This is a genomic window from Streptomyces cyaneus (genome assembly GCF_004028635.1).
Taxonomy (GTDB): domain Bacteria; phylum Actinomycetota; class Actinomycetes; order Streptomycetales; family Streptomycetaceae; genus Streptomyces; species Streptomyces cyaneus.
This window is the reverse complement of sequence record NZ_ML138679.1, coordinates 78,639-103,172: the sequence shown is the minus strand read 5'-3', so window position 1 is coordinate 103,172 and position 24,534 is coordinate 78,639. Positions and strand designations below refer to the sequence as shown.

At 71.1% G+C, this 24,534-nt stretch carries 24 protein-coding genes and 2 pseudogenes; 16 read left to right on the top strand and 10 right to left on the bottom strand.

Features of this window, described 5'->3' with window-relative positions:
- Positions 1–36: 36 nt before the first annotated feature.
- Entirely contained in the window at positions 37–1,029 is a 993-nt protein-coding gene (pgfA, locus tag EHO50_RS07595) for a cell envelope lipid trafficking protein PgfA (RefSeq protein WP_128429090.1), read from the top strand.
- On the opposite strand, the gene hrpB is transcribed toward pgfA, so the two are convergent.
- The gene (gene hrpB, locus EHO50_RS07590; RefSeq protein WP_128429089.1) at positions 1,019–3,529 is read right to left on the bottom strand and encodes an ATP-dependent helicase HrpB; all 2,511 of its coding nucleotides are present in this window, start codon (positions 3,527–3,529) and stop codon (positions 1,019–1,021) included. The genes pgfA and hrpB overlap by 11 nt on opposite strands.
- A gap of 4 nt (positions 3,530–3,533) precedes the next feature.
- Complete coding sequence (locus EHO50_RS07585; RefSeq protein ID WP_128429088.1) at positions 3,534–4,382, bottom strand: class I SAM-dependent methyltransferase; 849 nt, start codon at positions 4,380–4,382, stop codon at positions 3,534–3,536.
- A 376-nt stretch (positions 4,383–4,758) separates the two neighbouring features.
- Here EHO50_RS07585 and rpsA point away from each other — a divergent pair, with 376 nt between their 5' ends.
- The 4 genes from rpsA (at position 4,759) to EHO50_RS07565 (ending at position 8,575) form a co-directional block, all read left to right on the top strand.
- Complete coding sequence (gene rpsA / locus EHO50_RS07580) at positions 4,759–6,252, top strand: 30S ribosomal protein S1 (RefSeq protein WP_128429087.1); 1,494 nt, start codon at positions 4,759–4,761, stop codon at positions 6,250–6,252.
- 260 nt (positions 6,253–6,512) lie between these two features.
- A complete protein-coding gene (locus EHO50_RS07575) occupies positions 6,513–7,451 on the top strand; it encodes a PAC2 family protein (protein WP_128429086.1) in 939 nt (312 codons plus the stop codon).
- Between the two features lie 57 nt (positions 7,452–7,508).
- Complete coding sequence (gene coaE / locus EHO50_RS07570; RefSeq protein WP_128429085.1) at positions 7,509–8,123, top strand: dephospho-CoA kinase; 615 nt, start codon at positions 7,509–7,511, stop codon at positions 8,121–8,123.
- A 71-nt stretch (positions 8,124–8,194) separates the two neighbouring features.
- A complete protein-coding gene (locus tag EHO50_RS07565; RefSeq protein ID WP_128429084.1) occupies positions 8,195–8,575 on the top strand; it encodes a tetratricopeptide repeat protein in 381 nt (126 codons plus the stop codon).
- A 34-nt stretch (positions 8,576–8,609) separates the two neighbouring features.
- Here EHO50_RS07565 and EHO50_RS07560 read toward each other — a convergent pair whose 3' ends face one another.
- A complete protein-coding gene (locus EHO50_RS07560) occupies positions 8,610–8,906 on the bottom strand; it encodes a DUF6343 family protein (RefSeq protein WP_181449574.1) in 297 nt (98 codons plus the stop codon).
- A gap of 55 nt (positions 8,907–8,961) precedes the next feature.
- On the opposite strand from EHO50_RS07560, the gene EHO50_RS07555 reads away from it, so the two are divergent.
- Positions 8,962–9,873 (top strand): acyltransferase domain-containing protein, encoded by a 912-nt coding sequence (locus EHO50_RS07555; RefSeq protein ID WP_128429082.1) that lies wholly within the window; start codon positions 8,962–8,964, stop codon positions 9,871–9,873.
- A gap of 115 nt (positions 9,874–9,988) precedes the next feature.
- Complete coding sequence (locus EHO50_RS07550; RefSeq protein WP_128429081.1) at positions 9,989–10,444, top strand: DoxX family protein; 456 nt, start codon at positions 9,989–9,991, stop codon at positions 10,442–10,444.
- Between the two features lie 81 nt (positions 10,445–10,525).
- On the opposite strand, the gene EHO50_RS07545 is transcribed toward EHO50_RS07550, so the two are convergent.
- Positions 10,526–11,098 (bottom strand): RNA-binding S4 domain-containing protein, encoded by a 573-nt coding sequence (locus EHO50_RS07545; RefSeq protein WP_128429080.1) that lies wholly within the window; start codon positions 11,096–11,098, stop codon positions 10,526–10,528.
- Between the two features lie 50 nt (positions 11,099–11,148).
- On the opposite strand from EHO50_RS07545, the gene EHO50_RS07540 reads away from it, so the two are divergent.
- Positions 11,149–11,925: a uracil-DNA glycosylase gene (locus EHO50_RS07540; RefSeq protein ID WP_167517971.1), complete on the top strand. Its 777-nt coding sequence runs from the start codon at positions 11,149–11,151 to the stop codon at positions 11,923–11,925.
- 20 nt (positions 11,926–11,945) lie between these two features.
- On the opposite strand, the gene EHO50_RS07530 is transcribed toward EHO50_RS07540, so the two are convergent.
- Positions 11,946–12,632, bottom strand: a complete 687-nt coding sequence (locus EHO50_RS07530) for a GntR family transcriptional regulator (RefSeq protein WP_128429079.1) — start codon at positions 12,630–12,632, stop codon at positions 11,946–11,948.
- A gap of 167 nt (positions 12,633–12,799) precedes the next feature.
- Between EHO50_RS07530 and EHO50_RS07525 the strand changes: the two genes are divergently transcribed.
- A complete protein-coding gene (locus EHO50_RS07525) occupies positions 12,800–14,308 on the top strand; it encodes an NCS1 family nucleobase:cation symporter-1 (protein WP_128429078.1) in 1,509 nt (502 codons plus the stop codon).
- A 5-nt stretch (positions 14,309–14,313) separates the two neighbouring features.
- On the top strand, positions 14,314–15,033 hold the full coding sequence (locus EHO50_RS07520; protein WP_128429077.1) for an aspartate/glutamate racemase family protein: 720 nt from the start codon (positions 14,314–14,316) through the stop codon (positions 15,031–15,033).
- Here EHO50_RS07520 and EHO50_RS07515 read toward each other — a convergent pair whose 3' ends face one another.
- The 5 genes from EHO50_RS07515 to EHO50_RS07495 all read right to left on the bottom strand — a co-directional run bounded on the left by EHO50_RS07515 (position 15,034) and on the right by EHO50_RS07495 (position 18,481).
- Positions 15,034–15,492, bottom strand: a complete 459-nt coding sequence (locus EHO50_RS07515) for a GNAT family N-acetyltransferase (RefSeq protein WP_128429076.1) — start codon at positions 15,490–15,492, stop codon at positions 15,034–15,036.
- On the bottom strand, positions 15,489–15,905 hold the full coding sequence (locus tag EHO50_RS07510; protein WP_128429075.1) for a RidA family protein: 417 nt from the start codon (positions 15,903–15,905) through the stop codon (positions 15,489–15,491). The genes EHO50_RS07515 and EHO50_RS07510 overlap by 4 nt, the downstream gene beginning before the upstream one ends.
- A gap of 118 nt (positions 15,906–16,023) precedes the next feature.
- The gene (locus EHO50_RS07505) at positions 16,024–16,959 is read right to left on the bottom strand and encodes a GNAT family N-acetyltransferase (protein WP_164904781.1); all 936 of its coding nucleotides are present in this window, start codon (positions 16,957–16,959) and stop codon (positions 16,024–16,026) included.
- A gap of 65 nt (positions 16,960–17,024) precedes the next feature.
- A complete protein-coding gene (locus EHO50_RS07500) occupies positions 17,025–17,723 on the bottom strand; it encodes a hypothetical protein (protein WP_246101061.1) in 699 nt (232 codons plus the stop codon).
- 143 nt (positions 17,724–17,866) lie between these two features.
- Positions 17,867–18,481: a hypothetical protein gene (locus EHO50_RS07495; RefSeq protein WP_246101067.1), complete on the bottom strand. Its 615-nt coding sequence runs from the start codon at positions 18,479–18,481 to the stop codon at positions 17,867–17,869.
- Between EHO50_RS07495 and EHO50_RS07490 the strand changes: the two are divergent.
- The 6 genes and pseudogenes from EHO50_RS07490 to EHO50_RS07465 all read left to right on the top strand — a co-directional run.
- Positions 18,395–18,964 (top strand): annotated as a pseudogene (locus EHO50_RS07490) (nucleotidyltransferase domain-containing protein); the annotation flags it as partial. The gene EHO50_RS07495 and the pseudogene EHO50_RS07490 sit on opposite strands and share 87 nt — an antisense overlap.
- Before the next feature lie 105 nt (positions 18,965–19,069).
- Positions 19,070–19,213, top strand: a pseudogene (locus EHO50_RS44830) (DUF4333 domain-containing protein); the annotation flags it as partial.
- Between the two features lie 200 nt (positions 19,214–19,413).
- Entirely contained in the window at positions 19,414–21,393 is a 1,980-nt protein-coding gene (locus tag EHO50_RS07480; RefSeq protein ID WP_164904780.1) for an FUSC family protein, read from the top strand.
- Between the two features lie 83 nt (positions 21,394–21,476).
- Complete coding sequence (locus tag EHO50_RS07475; RefSeq protein WP_128429073.1) at positions 21,477–22,841, top strand: amidohydrolase; 1,365 nt, start codon at positions 21,477–21,479, stop codon at positions 22,839–22,841.
- 57 nt (positions 22,842–22,898) lie between these two features.
- A complete protein-coding gene (locus tag EHO50_RS07470; protein WP_128429072.1) occupies positions 22,899–24,095 on the top strand; it encodes a cytochrome P450 family protein in 1,197 nt (398 codons plus the stop codon).
- A gap of 236 nt (positions 24,096–24,331) precedes the next feature.
- On the top strand, positions 24,332–24,517 hold the full coding sequence (locus EHO50_RS07465) for a hypothetical protein (RefSeq protein WP_181449573.1): 186 nt from the start codon (positions 24,332–24,334) through the stop codon (positions 24,515–24,517).
- The last annotated feature ends 17 nt before the right edge of the window (positions 24,518–24,534 follow it).

The window sequence follows — 24,534 nt, the reverse complement described above, 5'->3', positions numbered from 1 at the left end:
CGCCCGTCCACGAAATCGTCCGGGAGGGAGGCCGAGATGCGCCGCAAGGCCGGCCTGATCCTGCTCGCTCTCGCCGTGTTCTTCGCGGCGCTGTCCCCGCTGGTGCGCTGGTACGCCTTCCCGCGTCTGGCCAAGATCCCGGCCGACCAGTACCAGGACATGGTCCTGGAGGCGAAGGACGCGACCCTTCTCGACTACGGCACGATGAAGGCCCGCAAGGTCCCGAAGGTCACCATCGTGCAGACCCTGAAGGGCAATGTGGAGGCGTCGGAGAAGATCGAGAAGACGGCCGGGAGGGACGTCGTGGTCTGGGACGGCCTGTCGTACGTCGTCGGCCCCGACGGCAAGATGGTCTCCAAGATCCCCGAGCGCTACATCTTCGACGCCCACACCCAGGAACCCGTCCACGCCACCGGAGAGATGGTCGACGGAGACCCGGTGAAGCGGCAGGGCATCGAGTTCAAGTGGCCCTTCCTGACGGAGAAACGGGACTACGAGTACTTCGACGCCCAGGCACGCATCACCGCCCCCATCCACTACAAGGGCACCCAGAACTTCCGAGGCGTCGACGTCTACTACTTCGAGCAGACCATCCCGTGGACCAAGGTGAGGTTCCCCAAGACCATGCCGGTCGAGGGCATCACCCCGGAGTCGGTGGCCAAGACCGGCACGACCCGCTGGTACACCACGGTCCGCAAGTTCTGGGTCGAACCCCTCACCGGCGCGCCCGTCTACGGCGAGGAGATCCACAAAGAGGAGCTGCGCGGCGGAACCCTGCTCGGTGGCCGCGAGAAGGTGACGGCGTTCGCGGGCCACGTGAAGATGCGCGAGGACTACATCGACCACACGGTGGACCTGGTCAAGTCCAACCGCACGCTGGTCCTGCTGATGACGTCGTATCTCCCGTGGGGCTTTTTGACCCTGGGACTGCTGCTCCTGGCGCTCTCCCTCTACCTGGAGGCACGCGGCCGCCGCCCCGGCGACCCGGAACCCACGAAGGACACCGAGCCCGAACCGATCACCGCCTGAGCCGGGCGTTGGTGTGCCGGGTCGGCTCGGCGCCGGCCGGGTCCTCGGGCCACGGATGCTTGGGATAGCGGCCGCGCAGCTCCGCCCGTACGCCCTTGTAGCCGTCCTTCCAGAAGGAGGCGAGGTCGGCGGTGACGGCGGCGGGCCGCCCGGCGGGGGAGAGCAGATGGACGAGAAGCGGCACCCCGGCGAGGGAGGGCGACTCCTGCAGCCCGAACATCTCCTGCAACTTCACGGCGAGGACGGGCTGTTCGGGGTTGCCGTAGTCGATCCGAATTCTGGACCCACTGGGTACGGTGATCCGCTCCGGCGCCAGCTCGTCGAGCCGCCCGGCCTCCCCGGAAGCCCACGGCAGCAGCCGGGCGAGCGCCTCCCCGGCGTCGATCCGCGCGAGATCGGCCCGCCGCCGGGCCCGGCTCAGCTCGGGCTCCAGCCACTCGTCCACGCGCGCGTGGAGCGCGTCGTCGGCGACGTCGGGCCAGGGCGCACCGAGCTGCCGATACAGAAAGGCGAGCCGCTGCCGCAGTACGCCGGCGTCGGGGGACCAGCGCAACAGGCCGAGCCCTTCCTGCCGTAGACCTTCGAGCAGCGCGTTCCGTACGAGGACGGGGTCGGCGTCGCGCAACGGCCGCACCGCGAGCTCGATCGCCCCCAGCCGCTCCACGCGCCGTGCGACGACATCCCCGTCGGCCCAGTGGACCTCCTGGGCCTCGGAGAGCAGCGACGGCGCCGCCGACCGGGCCATGTCCTCGTCGATCGCGGCGGCGAGCTGCACACGCGCGTGCCCCTTGCCGACGGGCCGGTCAGCGACGGCGACGGCGATCCAGGGGGCGCCGCACAGGGCGGAGCCGTCGGAGAGTTCGGCGCGAGTGCCGGAGGCCATGAGGTAGGAGCCGCCGTCGGCCTTGGCGACGCGCTCAGGGAAGGCGAGGGCGGCAACGAGCCCGACAAGGCCGTGCTCCCCGGGCTGTGCGGCAGGAGAGCCACCGGCGGGCGGGTCGGCGGCCTCCGTGGCCATGGCTCGCAGCCGTCGCACCTCCGCGCGCCACCGCGTCGCATAGGCGTCGCCCCCGCTCCGGGCCGCGCGCAACGCAGCGGCGAGATCGTCCCCGTACGCCCGCGGCGCCTCCTCACTGAGCAGCGCCACGACCTCCGCGACCCGGTCCGAGGCACCCGCGTCCAGCAGCGCCCGCCCCAGCCGGGGATGCAGCCCCAGCCGAGCCAGCCGCACACCCCGCTCCGTGGCCCTGCCCACGGAGTCCACCGCGCCCACTCCCGCGAGAGCGGCCCGCGCCGCTGCCATGGCCCCACCCGGCGGCGGATCCAGCAGAGCCAACCCGGTGGCCTCGGGATCGCCCCAGCACGCCGCCTGCAACGCGAAGGCGGTCAGGTCGGCCAGCTTGATCTCCGGCGACGGGAAACGAGGCAGACGCGCGTCCTCGGCCTCCGCCCAGCACCGGTACACGGCCCCCGGCGCCTCACGCCCGGCCCGCCCCGCCCGCTGCCGCCCGGCCGCCTGCGAGGCCCGCACCGTCGTCAGGGCGCTCAGCCCGCGCGCGTGGTCGACGCGAGGCTCCCGGGCCAGCCCCGAGTCGACGACGACCCGCACACCGGGAACCGTCAGCGACGACTCCGCCACGGACGTCGCCAGCACCACCCGGCGCCGCTCCCCGCCCGCCAGCACCGCGTCCTGCACCGCCGCCGGCGCCCGCCCGTGCACCTGGAGCACCTCGATGTCCCCAAGGCCCCCCAGCTGCCCGGCCACCCGCGCGATCTCGCCCACCCCCGGCAGGAAACACAGCACATCCCCCGCCCGCTCGGCCAGCGCCCGCCGCACCACCGACGCCACGTGCGTCAGCAGCGCCGGGTCGACCCGCATGCCGTGCGGCGGCCGTACGGGGCGCGTCGGCGGCGCCCACACCACCTCCACGGGATGCGACACGCCCTCCGCCTCGACCACCGGCGCGTCGCCCAGCAGCCGCGCCCACCCCTGCGCGTCCGTCGTCGCCGACGCGGCCACCAGCCGCAGCTCCGGCCGCAGGGTCTGACGTACGTCCCACAGGAACGCCGCCACCGTGTCCGCGTCCAGATGCCGCTCATGGCACTCGTCGAGCACCACCACATCCACGCCCGCCAGCTCCTGGTCGCGCTGCAACCGCTGGAGCAGCACACCGGTCGTGACGACCTCCACGCGCGCGCGGCGCCCGACGACCCGCTCCCCGCGCACGGTGTAGCCGACGCTCTCGCCGACCTTCTCGCCCAGCAGCCACGCCATCCGCCGTGCCGCGGCCCGTGCGGCGATCCGCCGCGGCTCGGCCACGACGACCCGCCTGGCCGGTCCCCCGCCGAGCAGCCCGGCCAGCGCCAGCGGCACCAGGGTGGTCTTGCCGGTGCCGGGCGGCGCGACGAGCACCGCGCTGCCCTGCGAGTCCAGGGCGTCGGTCAGACCGGGCAGGGCGCCGCGTACGGGCAGCGAGTCCAGGGCGTCGTAGCGGATCACGCTCTCAGTCTCGTACGCAGACGAAGATCGCCGTTCCCGGGATCAGGTTCCCGCGCAGCGGCGACCAGCCGCCCCACTCCGAGGTGTTCCAGGCGGGCCACTGCGGCTCCACCAGGTCGACCAGCCGGAACCCCGCTGCCACGACGTCCCGCACCCGGTCGCCGACCGTGCGGTGATGCTCGACGTACACCGCTCGGCCCTCGTCGTCCTGCTCCACGTACGGCGTGCGGTCGAAGTACGACGCGGAGACGGACAAACCCTCGGGGCCCGGCTCGTCGGGGAAGGCCCAGCGGATGGGGTGGGTCACGGAGAACACGAAACGGCCCCCGGGGCGCAGCACCCGCCGCACCTCCCGCAGCACCAGCACCGGGTCGGCGACGAACGGCAGCGCCCCGTACGCCGAGCAGGCCAGGTCGAACGAGGCGTCGGCGAAGGGAAGGGCGCCCGCGTCGGCGCAGACCAGGGGGAACGCGCCGCCGATGCGCAGGGCGTGCTGCAACTGGCGGTGGGAGATGTCCAGGGCGACCGGGCGGGCCCCCTGCGCGGACAGCCAGCGCGAGCACTGGGCCGCTCCGGCGCCGATCTCCAGGACGTCCTTGCCCTTGAGGTCCTCCGGCGGGCCGAGCAGCTCGGCCTCCACCTCGTCCAGGCCCTCGGGGCCCCACACGAAGCGGTCGTCGCCGAGGAACGTGCCGTGCTCGATCTGGTACTCGTCGGCGTTGCGGTCCCACCAGCCCCGGTTGGCTCGGGAACTCTCCGCGACGCCGGCGTCGCGCCGGGTGGCCTCCGCTTCGAGGTCGTCGTCGGAGGACGCGTCGGACGCGATCTCGGGCGATACGGGCTCTTGGATGATGGGCTCCCTCGTCGTACTCTTCCGTCACCTGAATGGCGCGGCCCCTCCCGGTGGTGTCACGCAAGAGGCGTTCCAAGGCCTGCGTGGCCTCAGGAGACAGGTTTTGTGCCGGGTATGCGGCGATCCGCCCCGGGTGTGCGCCTTCGCGCATTGACCCTGCCCGGCTGCCCCCGTATGCTACAAGTTGCGCTGCGGGCCTGCGCACCTCAGACGTAGCAGGCTGCGCTCGCATCTGTTGTATGTCCCCTCGGTTTTCGAGGCGCATCACCAGCGTTGGTGAGGCGCTTCCTTGGCTGTCCGGCTTCTTCAGAGCGATACGGGCTCCCGGCGTAGCAGTACCTACGACTTCAATGTCCGTACCGGAGCCCTTTCCCACATGACGAGCAGCACCGAGACCACCGCAACCACCCCGCAGGTAGCGGTCAACGACATCGGTAACGAGGAAGCCTTCCTCGCCGCGATCGACGAGACGATCAAGTACTTCAACGACGGCGACATCGTCGACGGCGTCATCGTGAAGGTCGACCGGGACGAGGTCCTGCTCGACATCGGTTACAAGACCGAAGGCGTTATCCCGAGCCGAGAGCTCTCGATCAAGCACGACGTCGACCCGAACGAGGTCGTCGCCGTCGGTGACGAGATCGAAGCCCTTGTTCTCCAGAAGGAGGACAAGGAAGGCCGCCTGATCCTCTCGAAGAAGCGCGCCCAGTACGAGCGCGCCTGGGGCACCATCGAGAAGATCAAGGAAGAGGACGGGATCGTCACCGGTACCGTCATCGAGGTCGTCAAGGGTGGTCTCATCCTCGACATCGGCCTCCGTGGCTTCCTCCCGGCCTCCCTGGTCGAGATGCGCCGCGTTCGCGACCTCCAGCCCTACGTGGGCAAGGAGCTCGAGGCCAAGATCATCGAGCTGGACAAGAACCGCAACAACGTGGTCCTGTCCCGCCGTGCCTGGCTGGAGCAGACCCAGTCCGAGGTCCGCCAGACGTTCCTCACGACCCTCCAGAAGGGTCAGGTCCGTTCCGGCGTCGTCTCCTCGATCGTCAACTTCGGTGCCTTCGTGGACCTGGGTGGCGTCGACGGTCTGGTCCACGTCTCCGAGCTCTCCTGGAAGCACATCGACCACCCCTCCGAGGTTGTCGAGGTCGGCCAGGAAGTCACCGTCGAGGTCCTCGACGTCGACATGGACCGCGAGCGTGTCTCCCTGTCGCTGAAGGCGACGCAGGAAGACCCGTGGCAGCAGTTCGCCCGCACCCACCAGATCGGCCAGGTCGTGCCCGGCAAGGTCACGAAGCTGGTTCCGTTCGGTGCGTTCGTCCGCGTGGACGAGGGCATCGAGGGTCTGGTCCACATCTCCGAGCTGGCCGAGCGCCACGTGGAGATCCCGGAGCAGGTCGTCCAGGTCAACGACGAGATCTTCGTCAAGGTCATCGACATCGACCTCGAGCGCCGTCGCATCAGCCTCTCGCTGAAGCAGGCCAACGAGGCCTTCGGCGCCGACCCGGCGACGGTCGAGTTCGACCCGACCCTGTACGGCATGGCCGCGTCCTACGACGACCAGGGCAACTACATCTACCCCGAGGGCTTCGACCCCGAGACCAACGACTGGCTCGAGGGCTACGAGACCCAGCGCGAGGCGTGGGAGCACCAGTACGCCGAGGCGCAGCAGCGCTTCGAGCAGCACCAGCAGCAGGTCATCAAGTCCCGCGAGGCCGACGCCGCTGCTGCGGCCGAGGGCGGCGAGGCTGCGGCTCCGGCCGCGTCCGGTGGCGGTTCGTACTCCTCCGAGGGCCCGGACAACTCCGGCGCGCTGGCCTCGGACGAGGCGCTGGCCGCGCTCCGCGAGAAGCTCGCGGGTGGCCAGAGCTGAACGCTGGCTCGCTGAGGCTTAGCAGCTGACTGAGGGACCGTACCTTTCGGGGTGCGGTCCCTCAGGCGTTTTTGGGTCGTGTTTCGGCTGCGGGCCGGTGGGGGCTTGTCGCGCCCACGCGGCGGAGCCGCAAATCGATACAGCCTCGCGCTCCTTGGCGGCGTTGCCCGTGCCGTCCTCAAGATCATGGCCTTCTCCTCCGGGAATGCCCGCGCCCGTAAGGGTGTTGTGACGTACGGACACGAGGAGGAGCGGTCACAGTGCTTGATCCGCAGGGTTTGTACGCATGGGAGCCGAAGGGCCTGGCTGTCGTCGACATGGCGCTCGCCCAGGAGTCGGCCGGCCTTGTCATGCTCTACCACTTCGACGGATACATCGACGCGGGTGAGACCGGCGACCAGATCGTCGAGGGGCTCCTGGAGTCGCTGCCCCACCAGCTCGTCGCCCGCTTCGACCACGACCGGCTGGTGGACTACCGCGCCCGCCGCCCGCTGCTGACGTTCAAGCGCGACCGCTGGACCGAGTACGAGGTGCCCGCCATCGAGGTGCGGCTCGTGCAGGACGCCACCGGGGCGCCCTTCCTGCTGCTGTCCGGGCCCGAGCCGGACGTGGAGTGGGAACGCTTCGCTGCCGCCGTACAGCAGATCGTGGAGCGGCTCGGGGTACGCCTGTCGGTGAACTTCCACGGCATCCCCATGGGCGTCCCGCACACCCGCCCGGTCGGCGTCACCCCGCACGGCAACCGCACCGACCTCGTCCCGGGCCACCGCAGCCCCTTCGACGAGGCGCAGGTGCCCGGCAGCGCCGAGTCCCTGATCGAATACCGGCTCATGGAGGCCGGGCACGAGGTCCTGGGCGTCGCCGCGCACGTCCCGCACTACATCGCCCGCTCCGCATACCCGGACGCGGCCCTGACCGTGCTGGAGGCCGTCACGGCGGCGACCGGACTGGTCCTGCCGGGCATCGCGCACTCCCTGCGTACGGAGGCCCACCGCACGCAGAACGAGATCGACCGCCAGATCCGCGAGGGCGACGAGGAGCTCACCAACCTCGTCGAGGGCCTTGAGCACCAGTACGACGCGATCGCCGGCGCCGAGATCCGCGGCAACATGCTCGCCGAGCCCGTGGACATCCCGTCCGCCGACGAGATCGGGCAGGAGTTCGAGCGGTTCCTGGCGGAGCGGGAGGGCGACAGCTGACGGAGGGGGCTGGTCCTGCCGGGTGCGTTGTCGGTGGCAGGGCCTAAGCTTCCCGTCATGCTGAAGGTGGGCCTGACCGGGGGCATCGGAGCCGGTAAGAGCGAGGTGTCGCGGCTGCTCGTCGAGTGCGGAGCCGTGCTGATCGACGCGGACCGCATCGCGCGCGAGGTCGTCGCGCCCGGCACACCCGGCCTCGCCGCCGTCGTCGAGGCGTTCGGCGAGGAGGTGCTCGCCGAGGACGGCAGTCTGGACCGGCCCAAGCTGGGCTCGATCGTCTTCGCGGACCCCGACAGACTCGCCGTACTGAACTCGATCGTTCACCCCCTCGTCGGCGCCCGCTCCCGCGAACTCGAAGAGGCGGCCGCCGAGGACGCCGTCGTCATCCATGACGTCCCCCTCCTCACGGAGAACGGCCTGGCGCCGCTGTACGACGTCGTGGTCGTCGTCGACGCCGCCCCCGAGACCCAGCTCGACCGGCTCGTCAGGCTGCGCGGCATGACCGAGGAGGACGCACGCGCGCGTATGGCCGCGCAGGCGACCCGTGAGAAGCGCCGGGAGATCGCGGACATCGTCATCGACAACGACGTACCACTGGAAGAGCTTCAGCGGCGTGTGAAGGACGTGTGGGACGAGCTCGTGCGGCGGGCCCACGGGGCACAGGGGAGCCGGTAGCCCCGGTCGTCGCAGGAATAGGGGCACGGCGTTCGCGCGTTGAACTCCTGCAGTGAGGGAAGGACTTTGCCGTGCCCGAGACCAGCGGTTCGACCGGACGTACCCCGGAGACGCATGTCATCGACTTCCGCGCCGCCGAGCATCTGCTCGCCGCGCGGGACCCGCGGGGCGCGGTGAAGCTGCTCGACGGGGTCATCGCCGTGCACCCGGAGAACACCGCCGCCCGGCTGCTGCGGGCGCGTGCCTTCTTCGCCGCCGCGCAACTGCGGCCCGCCGAGCTGGAGTTCACCATCGTTCTGGAGCGCGAGCCGGACAACGCGTTCGCGCACTTCGCGCTGGGTCGCACCTACGAGCGCCAGGGCCGGCCCGAGCAGGCCAAGCGCCACTTCCGGCTGGCGGCCGCGCTCGACCCGAACCCGGACTACCTCAAGGCAGCACGGTTCGACGCGTGAGCGGCGAGAGGGGGCGGCGGATCTGCCGGTGCGACTAGGGGTGGCGATCCTTCGGCGGTGGCGGCCGGTAGGGGCGGCTCTCGGGCGGGCGATACGGCGGGATGTCGCGGCCCGGCTGGTAGTGCGGGCCCTGGCGGATGTGCCTGAGCACCATGGCCATGTCGATCGTGATCACCAGCCACAGCACCCCGCAGGCCACCGCCCAGCCGGGACGGCCCGCGAGCGCGAACGCGGCAGTACCGAAGATCGCCCAGACCAGGCCCCACACGCACAGCCAGAAGCGGGCCCGCAGTGCACTGCGTGCCGTCGTCGGCTCACTGCCCGTACGCATCGGGATCACCACTCCTCCTTGAAACGTACTCCTCGTACTCCTCACAGGGGGCCTCGTGCTGCCGGACACCGATGAACTGGCCGAAGTACTGCTCGACCTCGGCGTACCCCACGAGGACATCAATGACCTCGTACGGATGGGCCGACGGGCGACGGACGACCCAGAGCTGCGGCAGATCCTCGAGCGGTCCGTCGACGAGCTCGTCCAGGGGATGGGGGAGGTCGGCCACCCCGTCGACCTGCCCGACCTCGACTGGGCCTCGGGCGCCCTGCAGCGCTGCTTCCCCGTGTACGTGTTCGTCGCCGCACTGCCGTACACGCGCGCGTACCACCGCGAGCGCGGCATCCCGGCCGACGTCTCCCGGCGCACCCTCGTCGATCTCGGGCGGAACATGGCCGTGTACCGCAGACGGTACGGCCGGGTGGGCGTGCAGGCTCCTTGGTGGCTCACCCATCACTTCCGCGGCGAGCTGTACCAGCTGGGGCGGTTGCAGTTCGAGCGGGCGCGGCTCGGGCAGCGGACCGGGACGCGGCTCGCGGCGGCCGGGCTCGACGTGGGCCCGCACTCGCGCTGCCTCAACCTGCACATCCCCGACTTCCACGGGCCGCTGTCCCCGGCCGCCGTCGACCGGTCCCTGGCCCTCGCCAGGGAGTTCTTCGCCCTCCACTTCCCCGAGGAGCGGTACCGGACGCTGACCTGCCACTCCTGGCTGCTGGACCCACAGCTCAGGAAATACCTACCCGAGGACTCCAACATCGTCCGGTTTCAGGAGCGTTTCAGCGTCGCCCGCGAGGACGCCGAACCGGCCGACACCGAGCCGGTCCAATTCGTCTTCGGAGACCCGGAGTTGCCGGTCGAGAGCCTGCCGCGCCGCACGGCCGTGGAGCGGGCCGTCGGGGACCATCTGCGGGCGGGTGGGCACTGGTACATCGGGCACGGGTGGCTGCCGTTCGACGGACGCGGGTGAAATTCCGTCGGTCATTCCTTCGATAATTCCGTCCGTACGGCGATGAGTTCCGCGGCGAGCCCCGGTCTACCTCTGTGACAGCACCACGGACCACCGCTTCACACAGGAGACCCCCATGTCCGAGAGCTCCGTCCCCGTCACGTCCGCCTCCACCGGCACCCTCGTCGCCGAGTCCACTACCGCCCGCGGGCGCCGGGCCCGTATCGCGCTGCGCGGCCTGCAGGTGCTGCTCGCGCTCTTCATGGGCATCGCCAGCGCCGTGCCCAAGCTGATCGCGCACTCCTCCGCGGCGGACATGTTCGACGAGCTCGGCTGGGGCAGCGCGGGCATGTACACCATCGGTGCCCTCGAACTCGCCGGGGCGATCGCGTTGTTGATCCCGGTGCTTCAGTCGGTGGCGGCCATGGCGTTCATCGCACTGATGGTGGGCGCGTTCGTCGTCCAGATCGCCGCCTTCGACGCACAGTACGCCGCGACACCGCTCATCCTGATCGTGCCGTTCGCCCTGATCGCCTGGGCGCGGCGCGACTCCAACACGGAGCTCCTGCGGCTGCTGCGACGACGGGACTGACGTGCCGTATACGGCAACGGTGGCGTCCGGCGGGCGAAGCAGCCCGGACCGGACGCCACCGCCGTATGCCGACGCCGTACGTCACCGGCCGTCCGGATGCTTCGGCCCGCCCATGAGCCCGCGCAGCCGCTCCATCTCGCGCCGGTCCCGCTTGGTCGGCCGGCCCGTGCCGCGGTCGCGGATGCCGGCCGGGGCGACGGCCTCGCGGGGCGGGGGCGGGGGCGAGTTGTCGACGTAGCACTGGACCGCCACCGGTGCGCCGACCCGCTTGCGGATGAGCCGCTTGACGATGACGATCCGCTCCCGGTTCTCCTGCCGCACGCGCACCTCGTCGCCGATGCGCAGCGAGTGGGCGGGCTTCACGTTGTGGCCGTTCACGCGCACGTGCCCGCCCTTGCAGGCGGCGGCGCCCAGGGAGCGGGTCTTGACCAGACGTACGGCCCAGATCCAGCTGTCGATCCGCACGGGCTCGCCGCTCTGCGGGCCGGCGGCTTCGGCGGCTGCCACGGCGGCGGCGATCTTCGGGTCGACGGCCGGGACGGTCGGCTCCGCGTGCGTCGCGTCCGCGCTCGTCGGGTCCGGCTGTGCCTGCGTCGGGTCCGGCTGTGCGTCGGCCGTGTAGCCGCTCTTCTCCTCGTCGTCCTCGGAAGCCATGCCTCGACCTTAGTCCCCGTGAGCGGCGCAGACGGCTTTACGGTGGAGCTGTGGATGCCCTCGCTGATCTGGACCGGCGTATCGCGGGCTGCCGGGCCTGTCCGCGGCTGGTGGACTGGCGTGAGGAGGTGGCCCGCACCAAGCGCGCCGCCTTCGCCGACCAGACGTACTGGGGCCGCCCGGTGCCCGGCTTCGGCCCGCCGGACGCCCGGCTGCTCATCGTCGGGCTCGCCCCGGCGGCGCACGGCGGCAACCGCACCGGCCGGATGTTCACCGGGGACCGCTCAGGGGACGTGCTGTACCAGGCGCTGTACGACGTGGGCCTCGCCTCGCAGCCCACGTCGGTCGCCGTCGACGACGGCCTGGAGCTGTACGGCGTACGCGTCACCGCCCCCGTGCACTGCGCCCCACCCGCGAACAAACCCACCCCCAGCGAGCGGGAGACCTGCCGGACCTGGCTCGTGCAGGAGCTGAGGCTGCTGCGGCCGACGGTACGAGCGATCGTCGCGCTGGGCGCCTTCGGCTGGCAGGCGACGCTTCCCGCGCTGGCGGAGACGGGGTGGAGCGTGCCCCGGCCGCGGCCCGCCTTCGCGCACGGGGCACGGGTAGCGCTCGGCGGGCACGACGGGCTCTGCGGGCTCGAACTCTTCGGGTGCTTCCATGTCAGTCAGCGCAACACCTTCACCGGCAGGCTGACGCCCGCGATGCTGCGGGAGGTGCTGCGTACGGCGGCGAAGGCGGCAGGGCTGCCGGGGATGCCGGAGACACCGGGGGTGCCGGGGATGCCGGGGATGCCGGAGACACCGGGGGTGCCGGGGATGCCGTAGGAAGGCGTGCCGTACGACGGCTACGGTCGCCCGGTGGCGGGAGGCTGACCGGCTTCGTCCCCGAACAGCTGCCGTACCGTCGAGCGGTAGTTGGTCTGCACGTGGGTGAGTGCGTGGGCGCGGGCGCGGTTCGGGTCTCCGGAGGCGATCGCCTCGTACAACTCCCGGTGCTCCACGAGGAGTTGGGGCCATTCCTCGTTCCGCCGGGTCATCCAGCGCAGGCGGCCGGCGACCGGCTCCAGGGCCTCGATCAGCAGTTTGTTGCCCGCCATGGCCACGATGCGGTCGTGCAGCCGGCTGTTGATGTCGGTGATGGTCTCCGCGTCGCCCGCCTCGGTCGCGGTGGCCGCCCGGTCGAGGAGCCGCTCGACCTCGGCCAGGTCCTCCGGTGTCGCACGGGACGCGGCCAGTCCCGCCGCGTACACCTCCAGGGCCTCGCGCAGCTCGAAGAGCTCCTTGACGTCGGCCGGGGTCAGCCGGCGCACGACCGTGCGGCGCGCCGACTCGAAGTGGACGAAGCCCTCGGTGACCAGGGCCCGGATCGCCTCGCGGACGGGCACCCGCGAAACCCCGAGGCGCTCGGCCAGCTCCCGCTCGACGAGCCGGTCACCGGGCCGGAGGCGGCCCACGATGATGTCCTGCCGCAGGGTCGCCAGGACGCGTTCCCGTACCGCGCCGATGGGTTCGATCTTCGTCGTGGAGCTCATGGGGCCATTTTGGCCGACCCGGGGTGTGTTTTACGGAGCGTTAACAAGAGCGACATCGGTCAGAACTGTTGACGGGAGGACTATGTCCGCAGTTTGGTATACCAAACACCCCCCATGAGCAATCCCCTCCACAAGCAGTCCTCCGTCCCCCGGCTCCTGGAGGCCCCGTGTCCCTCGCCGACCGTGCCGAAGTCACCGGCACACCAGCGTTCGTCCCCGATCCCAGGCTCACCAACGAAGATCTCGCGCCCGCGGGCAAGCGCAACTGGAAGGTCTTCGACCTCTTCGCCCTGTGGATGTCCGACGTCCACAACCTCGGCAACTACACGTTCGCGGCCGGTCTGCTCGTCCTCGGCATGAACGTGTGGCAGGTCTTCACCTCCCTGCTCGTCGGCTTCGTGATCATCTACATCGGCATGAACTGGATGGGGAAGATCGGCCAGCGCCACGGCGTCCCGTTCCCCGTGGTCAGCCGCATCAGCTTCGGCGTCTGGGGTGCCAACATCCCGGCGCTGATCAGGGCCGTGATCGCCATCATGTGGTACGGCATCCAGACGTATCTGGCCTCGGTCGCGGTGAACGTGATGCTGCTGGCCGCCTGGCCCGGCCTGGAGTCCTGGACGCACAGCTCCTTCCTGGGCCTGCACGCGCTCGGCTGGGTCTCCTTCCTCTCCCTCTGGCTCATCCAGGCGTTGATCATCAGCCAGGGCATGGAGTCGGTGCGCAAGTTCCAGGACTTCTGTGGTCCGGCGATCTGGGTGGTGATGATCGCGCTGGCGGTCTGGATCCTGGCCAAGGCCGGCTGGACGATCTCGCTCACGAGCACCCCGCACCCGGTCTCCGTCGGCGAGCAGTGGCGGCAGTGGTTCGGCGCGATCGGCCTGATTCTCGCCACGTACGGCACGCTGATGCTCAACTTCTGTGACTTCTCGCGTTTCGCGCCGGACTACCGAACCGTCAAGCGCGGCAACTTCTGGGGTCTGCCCATCAACTCGACGGCGTTCGTGGTCGTTTCGGTGATCGTCACGGCCGGTTCGCTGGAGGTGTTCGGCGAGGCCATCACGGACCCGGCGGAGCTCGTGGCCAAGGTGGGCAACACCTGGATCCTGGTCCTGGCCGCCCTGACGTTCGCCATCGCCACCATGGGCGTCAACATCGTCGCCAACTTCGTCTCACCGGCGTACGACCTGGCCAACGTCTGGCCGCAGAAGATCACCTTCAAGGTCGGCGGCATGATCAGCACGGTCGCGGCGCTCGTCGTGACCCCCTGGAACCTCTTCTCGAACCCGACGGTCGTGAACTACTTCCTGGGCGGCCTGGGCGCCTTCCTCGGCCCGCTGTTCGGCGTGATCATGGTCGACTACTTCCTGGTCAAGCGCGGCCGCGTGGACGTGAACGAGCTCTTCTCCGCCGAGCCCGGCTCGCGCTACTACTACCGCAAGGGCGTCAACCCCAAGGCGCTGTGGGCGTTCCTGCCGGCGGCGGGGGTCGCGGCGGTGCTGGCGCTGGTGAAGACGTTCAGCGATGTGGCGCCGTACTCGTGGTTCATCGGGACGGCGATGGCGGCGGGGCTGTACCTGGTGCTGTGCCGCGGTGAGCGCGCCGAGTCGGCCAGCGGGTCCGTCACCGCGTCCGTCACCGGGTCCGTCGACGAGTCCGTGACGCGGGAGGTCTGAAGGACGTGCGGATCGTCGTCACCAACTGCAACACCACGCAGGAGATGACCGAGGAGATCGTACGAGGTGCCCGGGCCGCTGCAGGCCCGGGCACCACCGTGCTCGGGCTGACCCCCGCGTGGGGGCCCGAGTCCGCGGAGGGCTGGCTCGACAGCTACCTCTCGGCGGCGGCCGTCATGGACGCGCTGCGGACGTACGAGGGCCCCGCGTACGACGCGGTCGTCATGGCCGGCTTCGGGGAGCACGGGCGGGAGGGCGTCCGGGAGCTGGTGGACGTACCGGTCGTCGACATCACGGAGGCGGCGGCCCACCTGGCGTGCCTGCTGGGCCGGCGGTACGGGGTCGTGACCACGCTGGAGCGGTCGTGCGGGCAGATCGAGGACAGCCTCGAGACGGCCGGGGTGGGCCGCAACTGCGTCGCCGTGATCGGTACGGGGCTCGGGGTGCTGGAGCTGGAGGACGGTGAGCGCACGGAGTCCGCCTTCCTGGCGGCTGCCGAACGTGCGCGGGACGCGGGCGCCGAGGTCCTGGTGCTGGGGTGTGCCGGGATGACGGGCCTGCAGCGGACCGTGGGGGAGAAGCTGGGGGTTCCGGTGGTCGACGGCGTGGGAGCCGCCGTCAAACTCGCCGAGTCGCTGGTGCAGTTGGGGCTGACGACGAGCCGGGCGGGGAGCTATGCGAAGCCGTTGCCGAAGCGGCGGGTGTGGGGGCGGCCGCGGGAGTGATCACCCCTGGCCGGGACGCCAGACGTACCGCACGTCCGGCTCCTGTTCCTCGTTCCCGCTGCCGTCCGTGTGCTCCACGGCGACGAAGCCATGGCGCTCGTAGAAGCGGTGGGCGGGCTTGTTGACCTGGAAGGTCCACAGGCTCAGCCCGCCCGGGCTGCGTTGTTTGGCGAGGTCGACGAAGCGGTCGCCGATGCCGAGGCCGCGCCAGTCGGGGTCGAGATAGAGCTGGGAGAGCTGGTCGCCGTCGAGCACCATGAGACCGACGACGCGGTCGGCTGCCTCGGCGACCCAGGTCTCCCGCAGCAGCACCACCACCTCCCGGAAGTACGTCCGTACGTCGTCGTCGGAGCGAGGCCGGACGACGGTGGGCAGGGCGGCGGCGAAGGACCGCAGCCAGACGTCGGCGGCGGCACCGGCGTCGGTCGCGGTGGCGCGGCGCAGGGCGACAGAGCTCATCCCTGTACCCCCTCCTCCGGAACGACGGCCGTGGCCGTGATCTCCACCAACTGCCCCGGGTATCCGAGGCAGGCCACCCCGAGCAGCGTCGACGAGTGAGGACCGGCGCTCAGCCCCGACGCCTCGACGACCTCCCAGACGGCGGACAGCACCGCCGTCTCGCTGCTCACGACGTATACGTCGGTCGACAGGACATGCGCCAAGTCGCTGCCGATCGCCCGCAGTTGCTCCTCAAGGTTGGCGATCACCTGCGCGGCCTGCCGTACGGGGTCCCCCTCGCCGACGAGGTTCCCGTCGGCGTCGAGCGGCACGGAGCCGGCGAGGAAGGCGAGCTTTGTGCCGGCCTCGACGACGGAGGCGTGGGAGTAGGTGGGGGGTGGGAAGAGGGTGGGGGACGTGACGCGACGGATCATGGGGCCTCCTGGGGCTTTCCTGCCAGTTCGTGCGTCGTACGGCGAATCGCAGCAGTTCCTCGGCTGCCGATCATCCGGGGCCAGGGCCCACACCCGCATCCCAATTTCCCTTTCCCTGTCAAACCCCGTCCTGGCGCATGGACATGACCGTGTACGGACTCTCCACCCGCCAGCCACTGTCCCGTGCCACCCGCTCGAAGACTCCGATCTTGTACGCCAGCCCCTCCGGCTCCCCGATGTCGCATGACCAGTGGGCCTTGGTCCATTCCTCCTCTCCACGCACCAACGGCCGCCCGCGCACGGCCAGATGCAACGCCAGAGTCGCGCGCGCGTACACCCGTACGGCATCACGCTCGTCCCTCATACGCCGGTACTGCTCGGTCTCCCGAAGCCGCAACCGCCCGCCGTCGTTCCCGGCGACGAGAAGCGGGATCGACTCCCCGTCGGCGCAGGCCACCAGGAACGTCACCTCACCGCCTTCGCCTTCCCGGACCGCATACGCAGGCAGATCCGACAGCTGGGCGAACCCCAGCGCGTGCTTCCACGACGTGACCCACAGTCTGCGCCCGAGGTAGTAGCGCACCGTCGGCTGCCAGGTCCAGTGCGTGTCCAGGCGGAAGCCACGCAGCCCTTCGGCACGGCAGGCGTCGTACACCATGTCCAGTGCGGCGGAGGCGACTCCTTGCCGACGGGCGACGGGATGGACGTAGAGCGACGTGACACGCACCGCGCCCACGCCCACGGGCCAGGTGTCGACGGCGATGGTCCCCACGGGCCCGCTCCCGTTACGGCTTCCGGGGGAGCGAATCCAGTACCGCCTGCGAAAGTCGCCGTCGCGCCGGTGCTCACGCCCGTCCGAGCCCAGTCGGACCCGCCACCGCTTCTCGCTGGACACGGTGAGCGAAACAGGGTCGACGCACTCACCGAGGGCGCCCTCGGTGAGGGAAGCGAGGTCCCAGAGCCCGAAGCGGCGGCCCTCCCCGAAGGCGACGGGGCACAACTCGGGGCGGGCCGCGAGGCGTTCGTGCACCCGGGCGACTTGATCATCCTTCATGTGCCCGGAGCGTAGGGACGCGACCGCGCGTCGACTCGCCGACTCGAGAACTCCACCGCGGGATGTCATTCCGGCGACTGACCACACTCCCGTTCACGCAACTGACGTTCGCACTCCTGTGCAAGGTGCGGGTACGCCTTGGAGATGGCCGCGTAGACCCGACGTTGCAGCAGTTCCTCGGCTGCCGCGCGTCCGGTGCGTCCGTACAGCTCGTCGAGAATCTCGTCGTAGCGAGTCAGCCGATGGCGCAGGTAGTCGACCTTCCAGCGGTCGAGCGCGCAGGGCTCCGCACTGTCGACCGTGGTGGGAGTCGCCACATGCCTCCAGCGCCACAGGGCCCGCTCCCCGTCCAGCCGATTGCGGTGCTCGACCGCCAGTGCCGCCAGCCTGTCCGGGGCGAGCAGAGGGACGTCGATGGGCTCCGCGGCAATCCGCGCCAGCACCTCTCGCCGCATGCGCAGCGCGGCAGCGCGTGCCGCGGCGGATCGCCGCGCGGCGACCGCGGAAGCGGCCCGGAACTCCTCGCTCCGCTCAGTGGCTTCTACGCGCTCGACGCTGTAGAGGCGGGTCTGCGGGGCAGAGTGGAAGTGCGGGTTGACCCGCAGCAGATCGGGTTCGCCGAGCAGTTGACGCACCATGCCGGGTGTCCATCCACGAGCTCGTAGGCCGGCGGCGGAGAGGTGGCTGCGGGGCGGCTGCGGCTGCGGCTGCTCCTGGCTCTGGTTCTGGTTCTGGTTCTCTGGGATCTTCTCGTGCGTCGTCATCAATGCCTCCCCCGTCGTCATTACACTGAGTGACGACTCCATTGATAACGCGCACCACTGACAATCACCGGCGAAGGCGCCCGACCGCCGGGCGGCTCACGCAGCCCGTACGAACCGTCGGCGCGATTCAGTCACTCCGGACGTCAGGACCCCTCTGAACTGCCGGGGTGGGGTGCCCCAATCCGCCTGGGCTCCCGGTGCACGTGGCGCACGCGGCGCCGGAAGTCGATCAGGTCGCTGACGTTCGCCACCTCCTGCAAGGTCCGCGCCAGCGACACCAGCGTCTGACGTACGGCAGCGATCTCGCGACGCAGGGCCTCGGCGTGCTCCCACTCCCGCTCGTACACGACGGGATCGCGTCCCGTCGGCCGCTGGGACTCGTAGGCGGTGAGGCGGGGCCACTGGGCGAGGAGTGGACGCAGTACGCGGTTGAGGACGGTCACGGCGAGGACGCCGAAGCTGACGTGGCCCGGGGCGAGGGGAGGCGCGACGTCGGGGCCGTAGCGGCGGAGGATCTCGCGGGTGGTGTTGAAGCAGGTGTAGAGGGAGGAGAGCGCCTGGCGCAGGAAGCCCTCGTCGGGGTCGAGCTCCTCGACCGGCACGCGCGTGACCAGCTCCAGGTACAGCTCCCAGGCCGCGCTGCGCTCCGCGTCGGCCGGCTCCCAGGTGCCGAGGTGTCGGAGGTCGGCGGCTGGGGCGGCGGTGTCTTCAACGGGGGCGCGTGGCTCACGATCGACGGGCGGCGCGTCGACGTTCATTACCGCGATCTCGACGTCGTGGAACGGGAGTTGGCCGAGGCGGAGGAGGGGCGGTTCCGGGTGGAGCCGTTGCTGTTCCATCTCGCGGGGATTCCCAGCTACTTGGTCGTCGCGGAGCTGGCGATCAACCAGGTGCTGCGGGGCGCGCTGCCGCGACCGGCCGGCTATCCGGAGAAGCTGCGGCGCACGGCGAGCGAGCGCTGGTACGGCACGGCCCGGGCCACGTTGGCGTACGCGAAGGCCAACCATGCTCCGGCGGGCCGGCTCACCGAAGTCGCGGGGGCGATTGCCACGGCTGCCGTGCAGACCGGGCATGCGGTGTTGGCGGGGCGGGGGGAGTGGGTGACGAACGAGAAGCGGTTGCTGGAGCGGGCGGGTCTGCGGGGCGTTGACGGCGTCATAGGGTCGCTGGGTGTGCGTCCTGACCAGTTGTGCGAGGCGGTCGCGGACGCGGAGGTGCTGTTCGAGCGGGCGATGGGCTGAGGGCAACGCGTATGCTTCCCCCCCCCGTCCTCTTGTCTTGATCATTGAGGCCGGAGCCCCCCTCATGGCCAACGCCCGGTTGTCCGCGGCCACTTCGGCAGCTACAAGGTCAGTACGACAACCCGGTGCACGCTCACTGCGGGCGACGGCAGCACCTTGGGCGTGACGGTGACGGTGTCCTCGGTCGAGGGAGACCAGATCAACTTCGACATCAAGGCCGACGAAACGGCTTCTCCGGCCCCTAACTGACCTCGCGGCCCTTTCTCCCCGCATCGCCAGCTTCCGCAGTTGCGTTCATAAAGAACGTGGCGTTTCCACGCATCGTCACATCCCCGAAACGTCAGCGTCCCATCCCCTCCAAGAGCCCGCCCTACCGTGGACACCACAGCCCGAAGCCCGGCCACCGTCGCCCGAAGGCACACCCCCGCCCTCGCCCCGACAGGAGCCCCGTGTCCCGCCCCGCCCGCCGTGCAGTGCCGTCCCTCACCCTTCCGCCCTGGCTCGCCCACGCCCTGCGTACCCAGCGCGGCCCCGTTCCCTGGAGTGCGGTCGTGCGAGGGGCGTTGGCCGCCGGGCCCCTGCTGCTCGCCGCGGTCCTCGCCGGCCGCGTCTCCCTCGGCGTCGTAGCCGCCATCGCCGCCATGCTCGCCGGCATCAACGACCGCCCCGGCAGTCGCCGTGCCTCCGTCAAGCGGCTCGGGGTGCCTGCGCTGGCCGGAGCGGCAGGGCTGTTCGTCGGGACGTACGCCGGGGAGCACGTCGGTGCCGTCCCGCTGACGCTCCTCCTCACCGGCCTCGGGCTCTTCGCCGGCGGCATCAGTGCCGTCGGACCCGTCGCGTCCGGCGCCGGTACGCAGTTGCTCGTCGCCTCCGCCATCGGGGCCGGGATGCCCTTGCCCGAGGCCGGGTGGCAGCGGGCGCTCGCCTATCTCGCCGGTGCCGTATGGCTGCTCGCGGTGCGGCTCGTGCTTCCCACGCCCGGTTCCCTCGCCGGCGACTTCCGGTTCGACGGGGAGCGGGACGCCGTCGCCGCCGTGTACGACGCCGTCGGCGAGCTTCTCGACGCCGCGGGCAGCGAGCAGGCCACCGCCAGGCGCGCCGCGCTCACCGCCGCCCTCGATCATGCGCAGGACGCCCTGACCGGGCCCCGGCTGCGACGCTACGCCTCCTCGTCCGCCGAGCGGCGGCTGCACGCGCAGTACGCGGCTGCCCTTCCCCTTGCCGAGGCCGCCACCGCGCTCGCCTGGGCCGGGGAACCGGTGCCGGCCCGGGCCGCCGAAGGCCCCCGGCGCCTCGCCGCCGCCGTACGCGGCAACACCCACACCGGCCCCCTCCCCGCACCCTCCCGGTCCGCGCCCGCCCTGCGCGCCCTCGACGACGCCCTGCTGCATGCCGCCGAGGCCTTCGACCGGGGTCGGGGCGACAGCGACCTGCACACCCGGCGCCGTACGGCCAGGGACCTGGTCCGTTCCGTGTTCGGGGCCGGCGGGCGGGAGTACGGCCTGCGCGTCGCGCTGTGCTTCGGGGCCAGCGCCGCCATCGCCCAGGCCCTGCACCACGCCCAGTGGTACGGGCAGCACGAGCACTGGTACTGGCTGCCCGCAACCGCCGTCTTCCTCGTCAAGCCCGACCTCGGGCCGCTCGTGTCCCGGGTGCTGTGCCGGGCTGCCGGCACGGTGCTGGGAGCCCTTCTCTTCGCGGGCTTCGCGGCCGTGCTGCCCCGGCCGGAAGGGCTCATCGCACTGGTGGCCCTCAGTGGTGCCCTCATCCCCGTCGCCACTCGGCACTTCGCCGCGCAGACCGCCGTCGTGACCGTCCTCGTGCTCGCCCTGGTGATGGTCGGCGGCGAGCCGCAGGCCTCCGCGAGCCGCATCGGGGAGACGCTGCTGGCCTGCGCGATCGTGCTGGTCGTAGGGCATCTGCCGATGCCGGGGCAGCGGGGCGGGGCTGTGCGATCACGACTCGCCGCGGCCAACCGGGCCGCACACGCGTACCTCACGCATGTGTTGCGCGAGGCCGACTCCCAGGCGCTGAGCCAGTCCGACGGCCGTACTCCGCTCCCGTCCGACGGCCGTACCCCGCTCCCGTCCGACGGCCGTGGCCCCGGCCGTTCCGGCGACCGTGCGCTGCGATGGACGCTTCGCCGCGAGGCCTACCGCACGCTCGCCGAGGCCCGGACCGCCATCGCGCTCGCAGCCGCGGAACTCCCCGCCCTCGCCCGGCACACGGCAGGCGCGGACGACGTCGTCGCCACCCTCGAACAGCTCGTCGACACGACCACCGCGTGCGCCGTGCACCTCGACGACGCGGGCCGGCTCACCGCCTGGCACACAGCCCACCTCACCGAGTTGCTGCACGAGCTCGCCTGGGAGCGCGACCAGGTCGGACTACGCGGCCCCGAGGCCCCCGACGTGCCGCTCACGGGCTGACGTCGGCGCGGTGGCCCGCAGTCCCGGGACCGGATGCGCGGTTCACCTCACGCGCCCCGCCGACCGCGACGTACGTTGGCGTGATGACGCCTTCTCCCGCAGAAGCTCCCGCCGACCTCGTCATCACCGGATGCACCGTCCTCGTGCACGACGACCAAGAGCGGATCGGGTTCGAGGACAATGCCGCGATTGTCGTACGGGGCGGGGTCGTCGAGGCTGTCACGACCGCCGACGCCGTGCGCGACCGGCCCGCCGTCGAGCGCCTCGACGCAGTCGGCCAGGTCGCCCTCCCCGGCCTCGTCAACTGCCACACCCACGCCCCCATGGTCGCCCTGCGCGGTGTCGCCGAGGATCTGCCCACCGAGGAGTGGTTCAACGACGTCGTCTGGCCCGTCGAGTCCAACCTCACCGAGAAGGACGTGGAGTTGGGGGCGCGGCTCGCCTGCGCCGAGATGATCCGCGGCGGGGTCACCTGCTTCGCCGACCACTACTTCTCGATGGACGCCGTCGCCGCCGTGGTCGACGAATGCGGCATCCGCGCCCACCTGGGGGAGGCCTACTTTTCCTCCCAGGGTCCACAAGGCCGGGAGAAATCACTGGAGTTCGCGCTGCGGCAGCGCGGCGGCGCCGACGGCCGTATCACCACCGCCCTCGCCCCGCACGCCCCCTACACGGTCGACGACGCCGACCTGGCCGCCACCGCCGAACTCGCCCGCGAGCACGGCCTCCCCGTCCACCTCCACGCCTCCGAGAACCGCGACCAGGCCGAGACCAGCCTCGCCCGCCACGGCGTGACCCCCATCGAGGTCCTGAAGCGCACCGGAATCCTCGACGTCGACGTCCTCATCGCACACGGCACGGGCATCCTCGACCGTGATCTGCCGGTCCTGCGGGCCGCCTCCGGACATACGGCCGTCGCCACCGCCCCCCGCGGCTACCTCAAGTTCGCGTGGTCCACCACCACACCCGTACGCGCCCTGCACGACATCGGCATCCCCGTCGGCCTCGCCACGGACGGCGCCGCCTCCAACAACTCCCTCGACGTATGGGAGTCGATGGCCCTCACCGCCCTCATCCAGAAGTCGACCACCGGCGATCCGCGCTGGCTGACGTCCCGTCAAGCCCTGCACCACGCCACACTGCAGAGCGCCCGTGCGGTCGGACTCGGTGACGTGGTCGGCAGCATCGCACCCGGTCGGCGGGCCGACATCATCCTGGTCGACCTCACCGGCCCGCACACCCAGCCCGTCCACGACCTCGCCGCGACGCTCGTGCACAGCGCCCGCTCCTCCGACGTCCGCACGACCATCGTCGACGGGCGGGTCCTCATGCGTGACCGGGAGCTGCTGACCATCGATGTACCCGCGGTGGTGGGGGAGTTGGGGGAGCGGATGCCCGCGCTCCTGGACCGAAGTCACGGCAAGCGCATCCAGGAATACGACGCATAGTCCGAGAGCGCACTGCCGGCGGGCGCCGATGTCCGGCCCGAATCTAGTCTGAGGCCCATGGATCTTGCCGACGGCCTCATCGACCACCCGTACGACGTGTACCGGCGCCTGCGCGACACCGCGCCGGTGCACCGCATCGCGGGTCCCGACGGCAGTCCCGCCTGGCTCGTCACCCGGTACGACGACGTCCGCGAGGCCCTCGCCGATCCCCGCCTCTCCCTGGACAAGAGGCATGCGACGCCCGGCAGTTACCGGGGCCTCGCCCTTCCTCCCGCCCTGGACGCCAACCTCCTCAACATGGACCCGCCCGACCACACCCGCATCCGCCGCCTGGTCGGCCGCGCCTTCACGCCGAGCCGCATCGCTCAACTCCGGGCGCCCATACGACAGACCGCCGACCGTCTCCTCGACGCCCTCGGCCCGCACGGCACCACCGACCTGATCGCCTCCTACGCCGCGCCCCTCCCCATCACCGTCATCTGCGACCTCCTCGGCGTCCCGGACGAACACCGACGGGACTTCCGGGAGTGGACCGACGCCCTGGTCGCCCCCGACCCCGCGCGACCGCAGGCCGCGAAGGAGGCGGTGGTGGCGATGCTCGGCTTCTTCACCCGGCTCCTCGCGGACAAGCGCGAGGAACCCGCCGACGACCTGCTCTCCGACCTGATCGCGGTCCGTGACGAGGGCGACCGGCTGAGCGAGGACGAGCTGATGTCCCTCGCCTTCCTCATCCTCTTCGCCGGGTACGAGAACACCGTGCAGCTCATCGGCAACGCCGTGCTCGCGCTGCTCAGCCATCCGGCGCAACTCGCCGCCCTGCGTGAGGACCTGTCCCAAGTCCCCGCCGCGGTCGAGGAATTCGCCCGCTACGACGGCCCCGCCCTGCTCGCCATCCGCCGCTTCCCGACCGAGGACGTGACCATCGGCGGCGTCACCGTCCCCGCCGGCGACACCGTCCTGCTCTCCCTCTCCGCCGCCAACCGCGACCCCGCCCGCTTCCCCGACCCCGACCACCTCGACCTCGCCCGCGACGCCTCCGGCCACCTCGCACTCGGACACGGCATCCACTACTGCCTCGGCGCCCCGCTGGCCCGTGCCGAGACCGAGATCGCCCTAGTCGCGCTGCTGGAACGCTTCCCCGACCTCGACCTTGACCTCGACCTTGACCTTGGCCTCGCGGACAAGGCCCTCCGGTGGCGCCGCTCCCTGCGCGCGCGTGGCCTGCTCGCGCTCCCGGTGACGTACGGGGTGTGAGGAGCCCGAGGGGCGCGCGTCGGCTCTTGGGGAGCCTGCGGGCAGTGAACCCATCCGCCATCACGGTGAGTGTGACGAGTGGTACGGGGCGTAGCAGTTGATCATCGAGAGTGAGCGGACGCTCACACACCGCGGTGAACGAGTGTCAACTACGTCTCAGTCCCGTCACCGGGCGAGGCGTTTCACCCCCGGCAGGCGTTAACTCCTACAAGTACGACGCTTTCTGGAGGTGCAGGATGGTGAACGGGCGAACAGTGCTCGAACGCTTTCCCGCGGGCGGGCCGCGAGGATCGTGGCCGGCGGAGGAGTTCGCGCATGCGCGGCGGATGGAGGGTCTGCCCGCCGAGGTCGTCATGGACCTTGCGACGGACGCCTTCCTGGTGATCGTCCGCGGTGACGTCGCGGTCGACGCCGCCGCGTGAGACGAGGGACGCGAGAG

Bases quoted from the DNA above. Each gene is read 5' to 3' on its own strand.
- pgfA (WP_128429090.1), top strand. From the start codon at position 37: ATGCGCCGCAAGGCCGGCCTGATCCTGCTCGCTCTCGCCGTGTTCTTC.
- rpsA (WP_128429087.1), top strand. From the start codon at position 4,759: ATGACGAGCAGCACCGAGACCACCGCAACCACCCCGCAGGTAGCGGTC.
- coaE (WP_128429085.1), top strand. From the start codon at position 7,509: ATGCTGAAGGTGGGCCTGACCGGGGGCATCGGAGCCGGTAAGAGCGAG.
- EHO50_RS07560 (WP_181449574.1), bottom strand. From the start codon at position 8,906: ATGCGTACGGGCAGTGAGCCGACGACGGCACGCAGTGCACTGCGGGCC.
- EHO50_RS07550 (WP_128429081.1), top strand. From the start codon at position 9,989: ATGTCCGAGAGCTCCGTCCCCGTCACGTCCGCCTCCACCGGCACCCTC.
- EHO50_RS07545 (WP_128429080.1), bottom strand. From the start codon at position 11,098: ATGGCTTCCGAGGACGACGAGGAGAAGAGCGGCTACACGGCCGACGCA.
- EHO50_RS07530 (WP_128429079.1), bottom strand. From the start codon at position 12,632: ATGAGCTCCACGACGAAGATCGAACCCATCGGCGCGGTACGGGAACGC.
- EHO50_RS07515 (WP_128429076.1), bottom strand. From the start codon at position 15,492: ATGAGCTCTGTCGCCCTGCGCCGCGCCACCGCGACCGACGCCGGTGCC.
- EHO50_RS07510 (WP_128429075.1), bottom strand. From the start codon at position 15,905: ATGATCCGTCGCGTCACGTCCCCCACCCTCTTCCCACCCCCCACCTAC.
- EHO50_RS07505 (WP_164904781.1), bottom strand. From the start codon at position 16,959: ATGAAGGATGATCAAGTCGCCCGGGTGCACGAACGCCTCGCGGCCCGC.
- EHO50_RS07500 (WP_246101061.1), bottom strand. From the start codon at position 17,723: ATGACGACGCACGAGAAGATCCCAGAGAACCAGAACCAGAACCAGAGC.
- EHO50_RS07495 (WP_246101067.1), bottom strand. From the start codon at position 18,481: ATGAACGTCGACGCGCCGCCCGTCGATCGTGAGCCACGCGCCCCCGTT.
- EHO50_RS07475 (WP_128429073.1), top strand. From the start codon at position 21,477: ATGACGCCTTCTCCCGCAGAAGCTCCCGCCGACCTCGTCATCACCGGA.
- EHO50_RS07470 (WP_128429072.1), top strand. From the start codon at position 22,899: ATGGATCTTGCCGACGGCCTCATCGACCACCCGTACGACGTGTACCGG.
- EHO50_RS07465 (WP_181449573.1), top strand. From the start codon at position 24,332: ATGGTGAACGGGCGAACAGTGCTCGAACGCTTTCCCGCGGGCGGGCCG.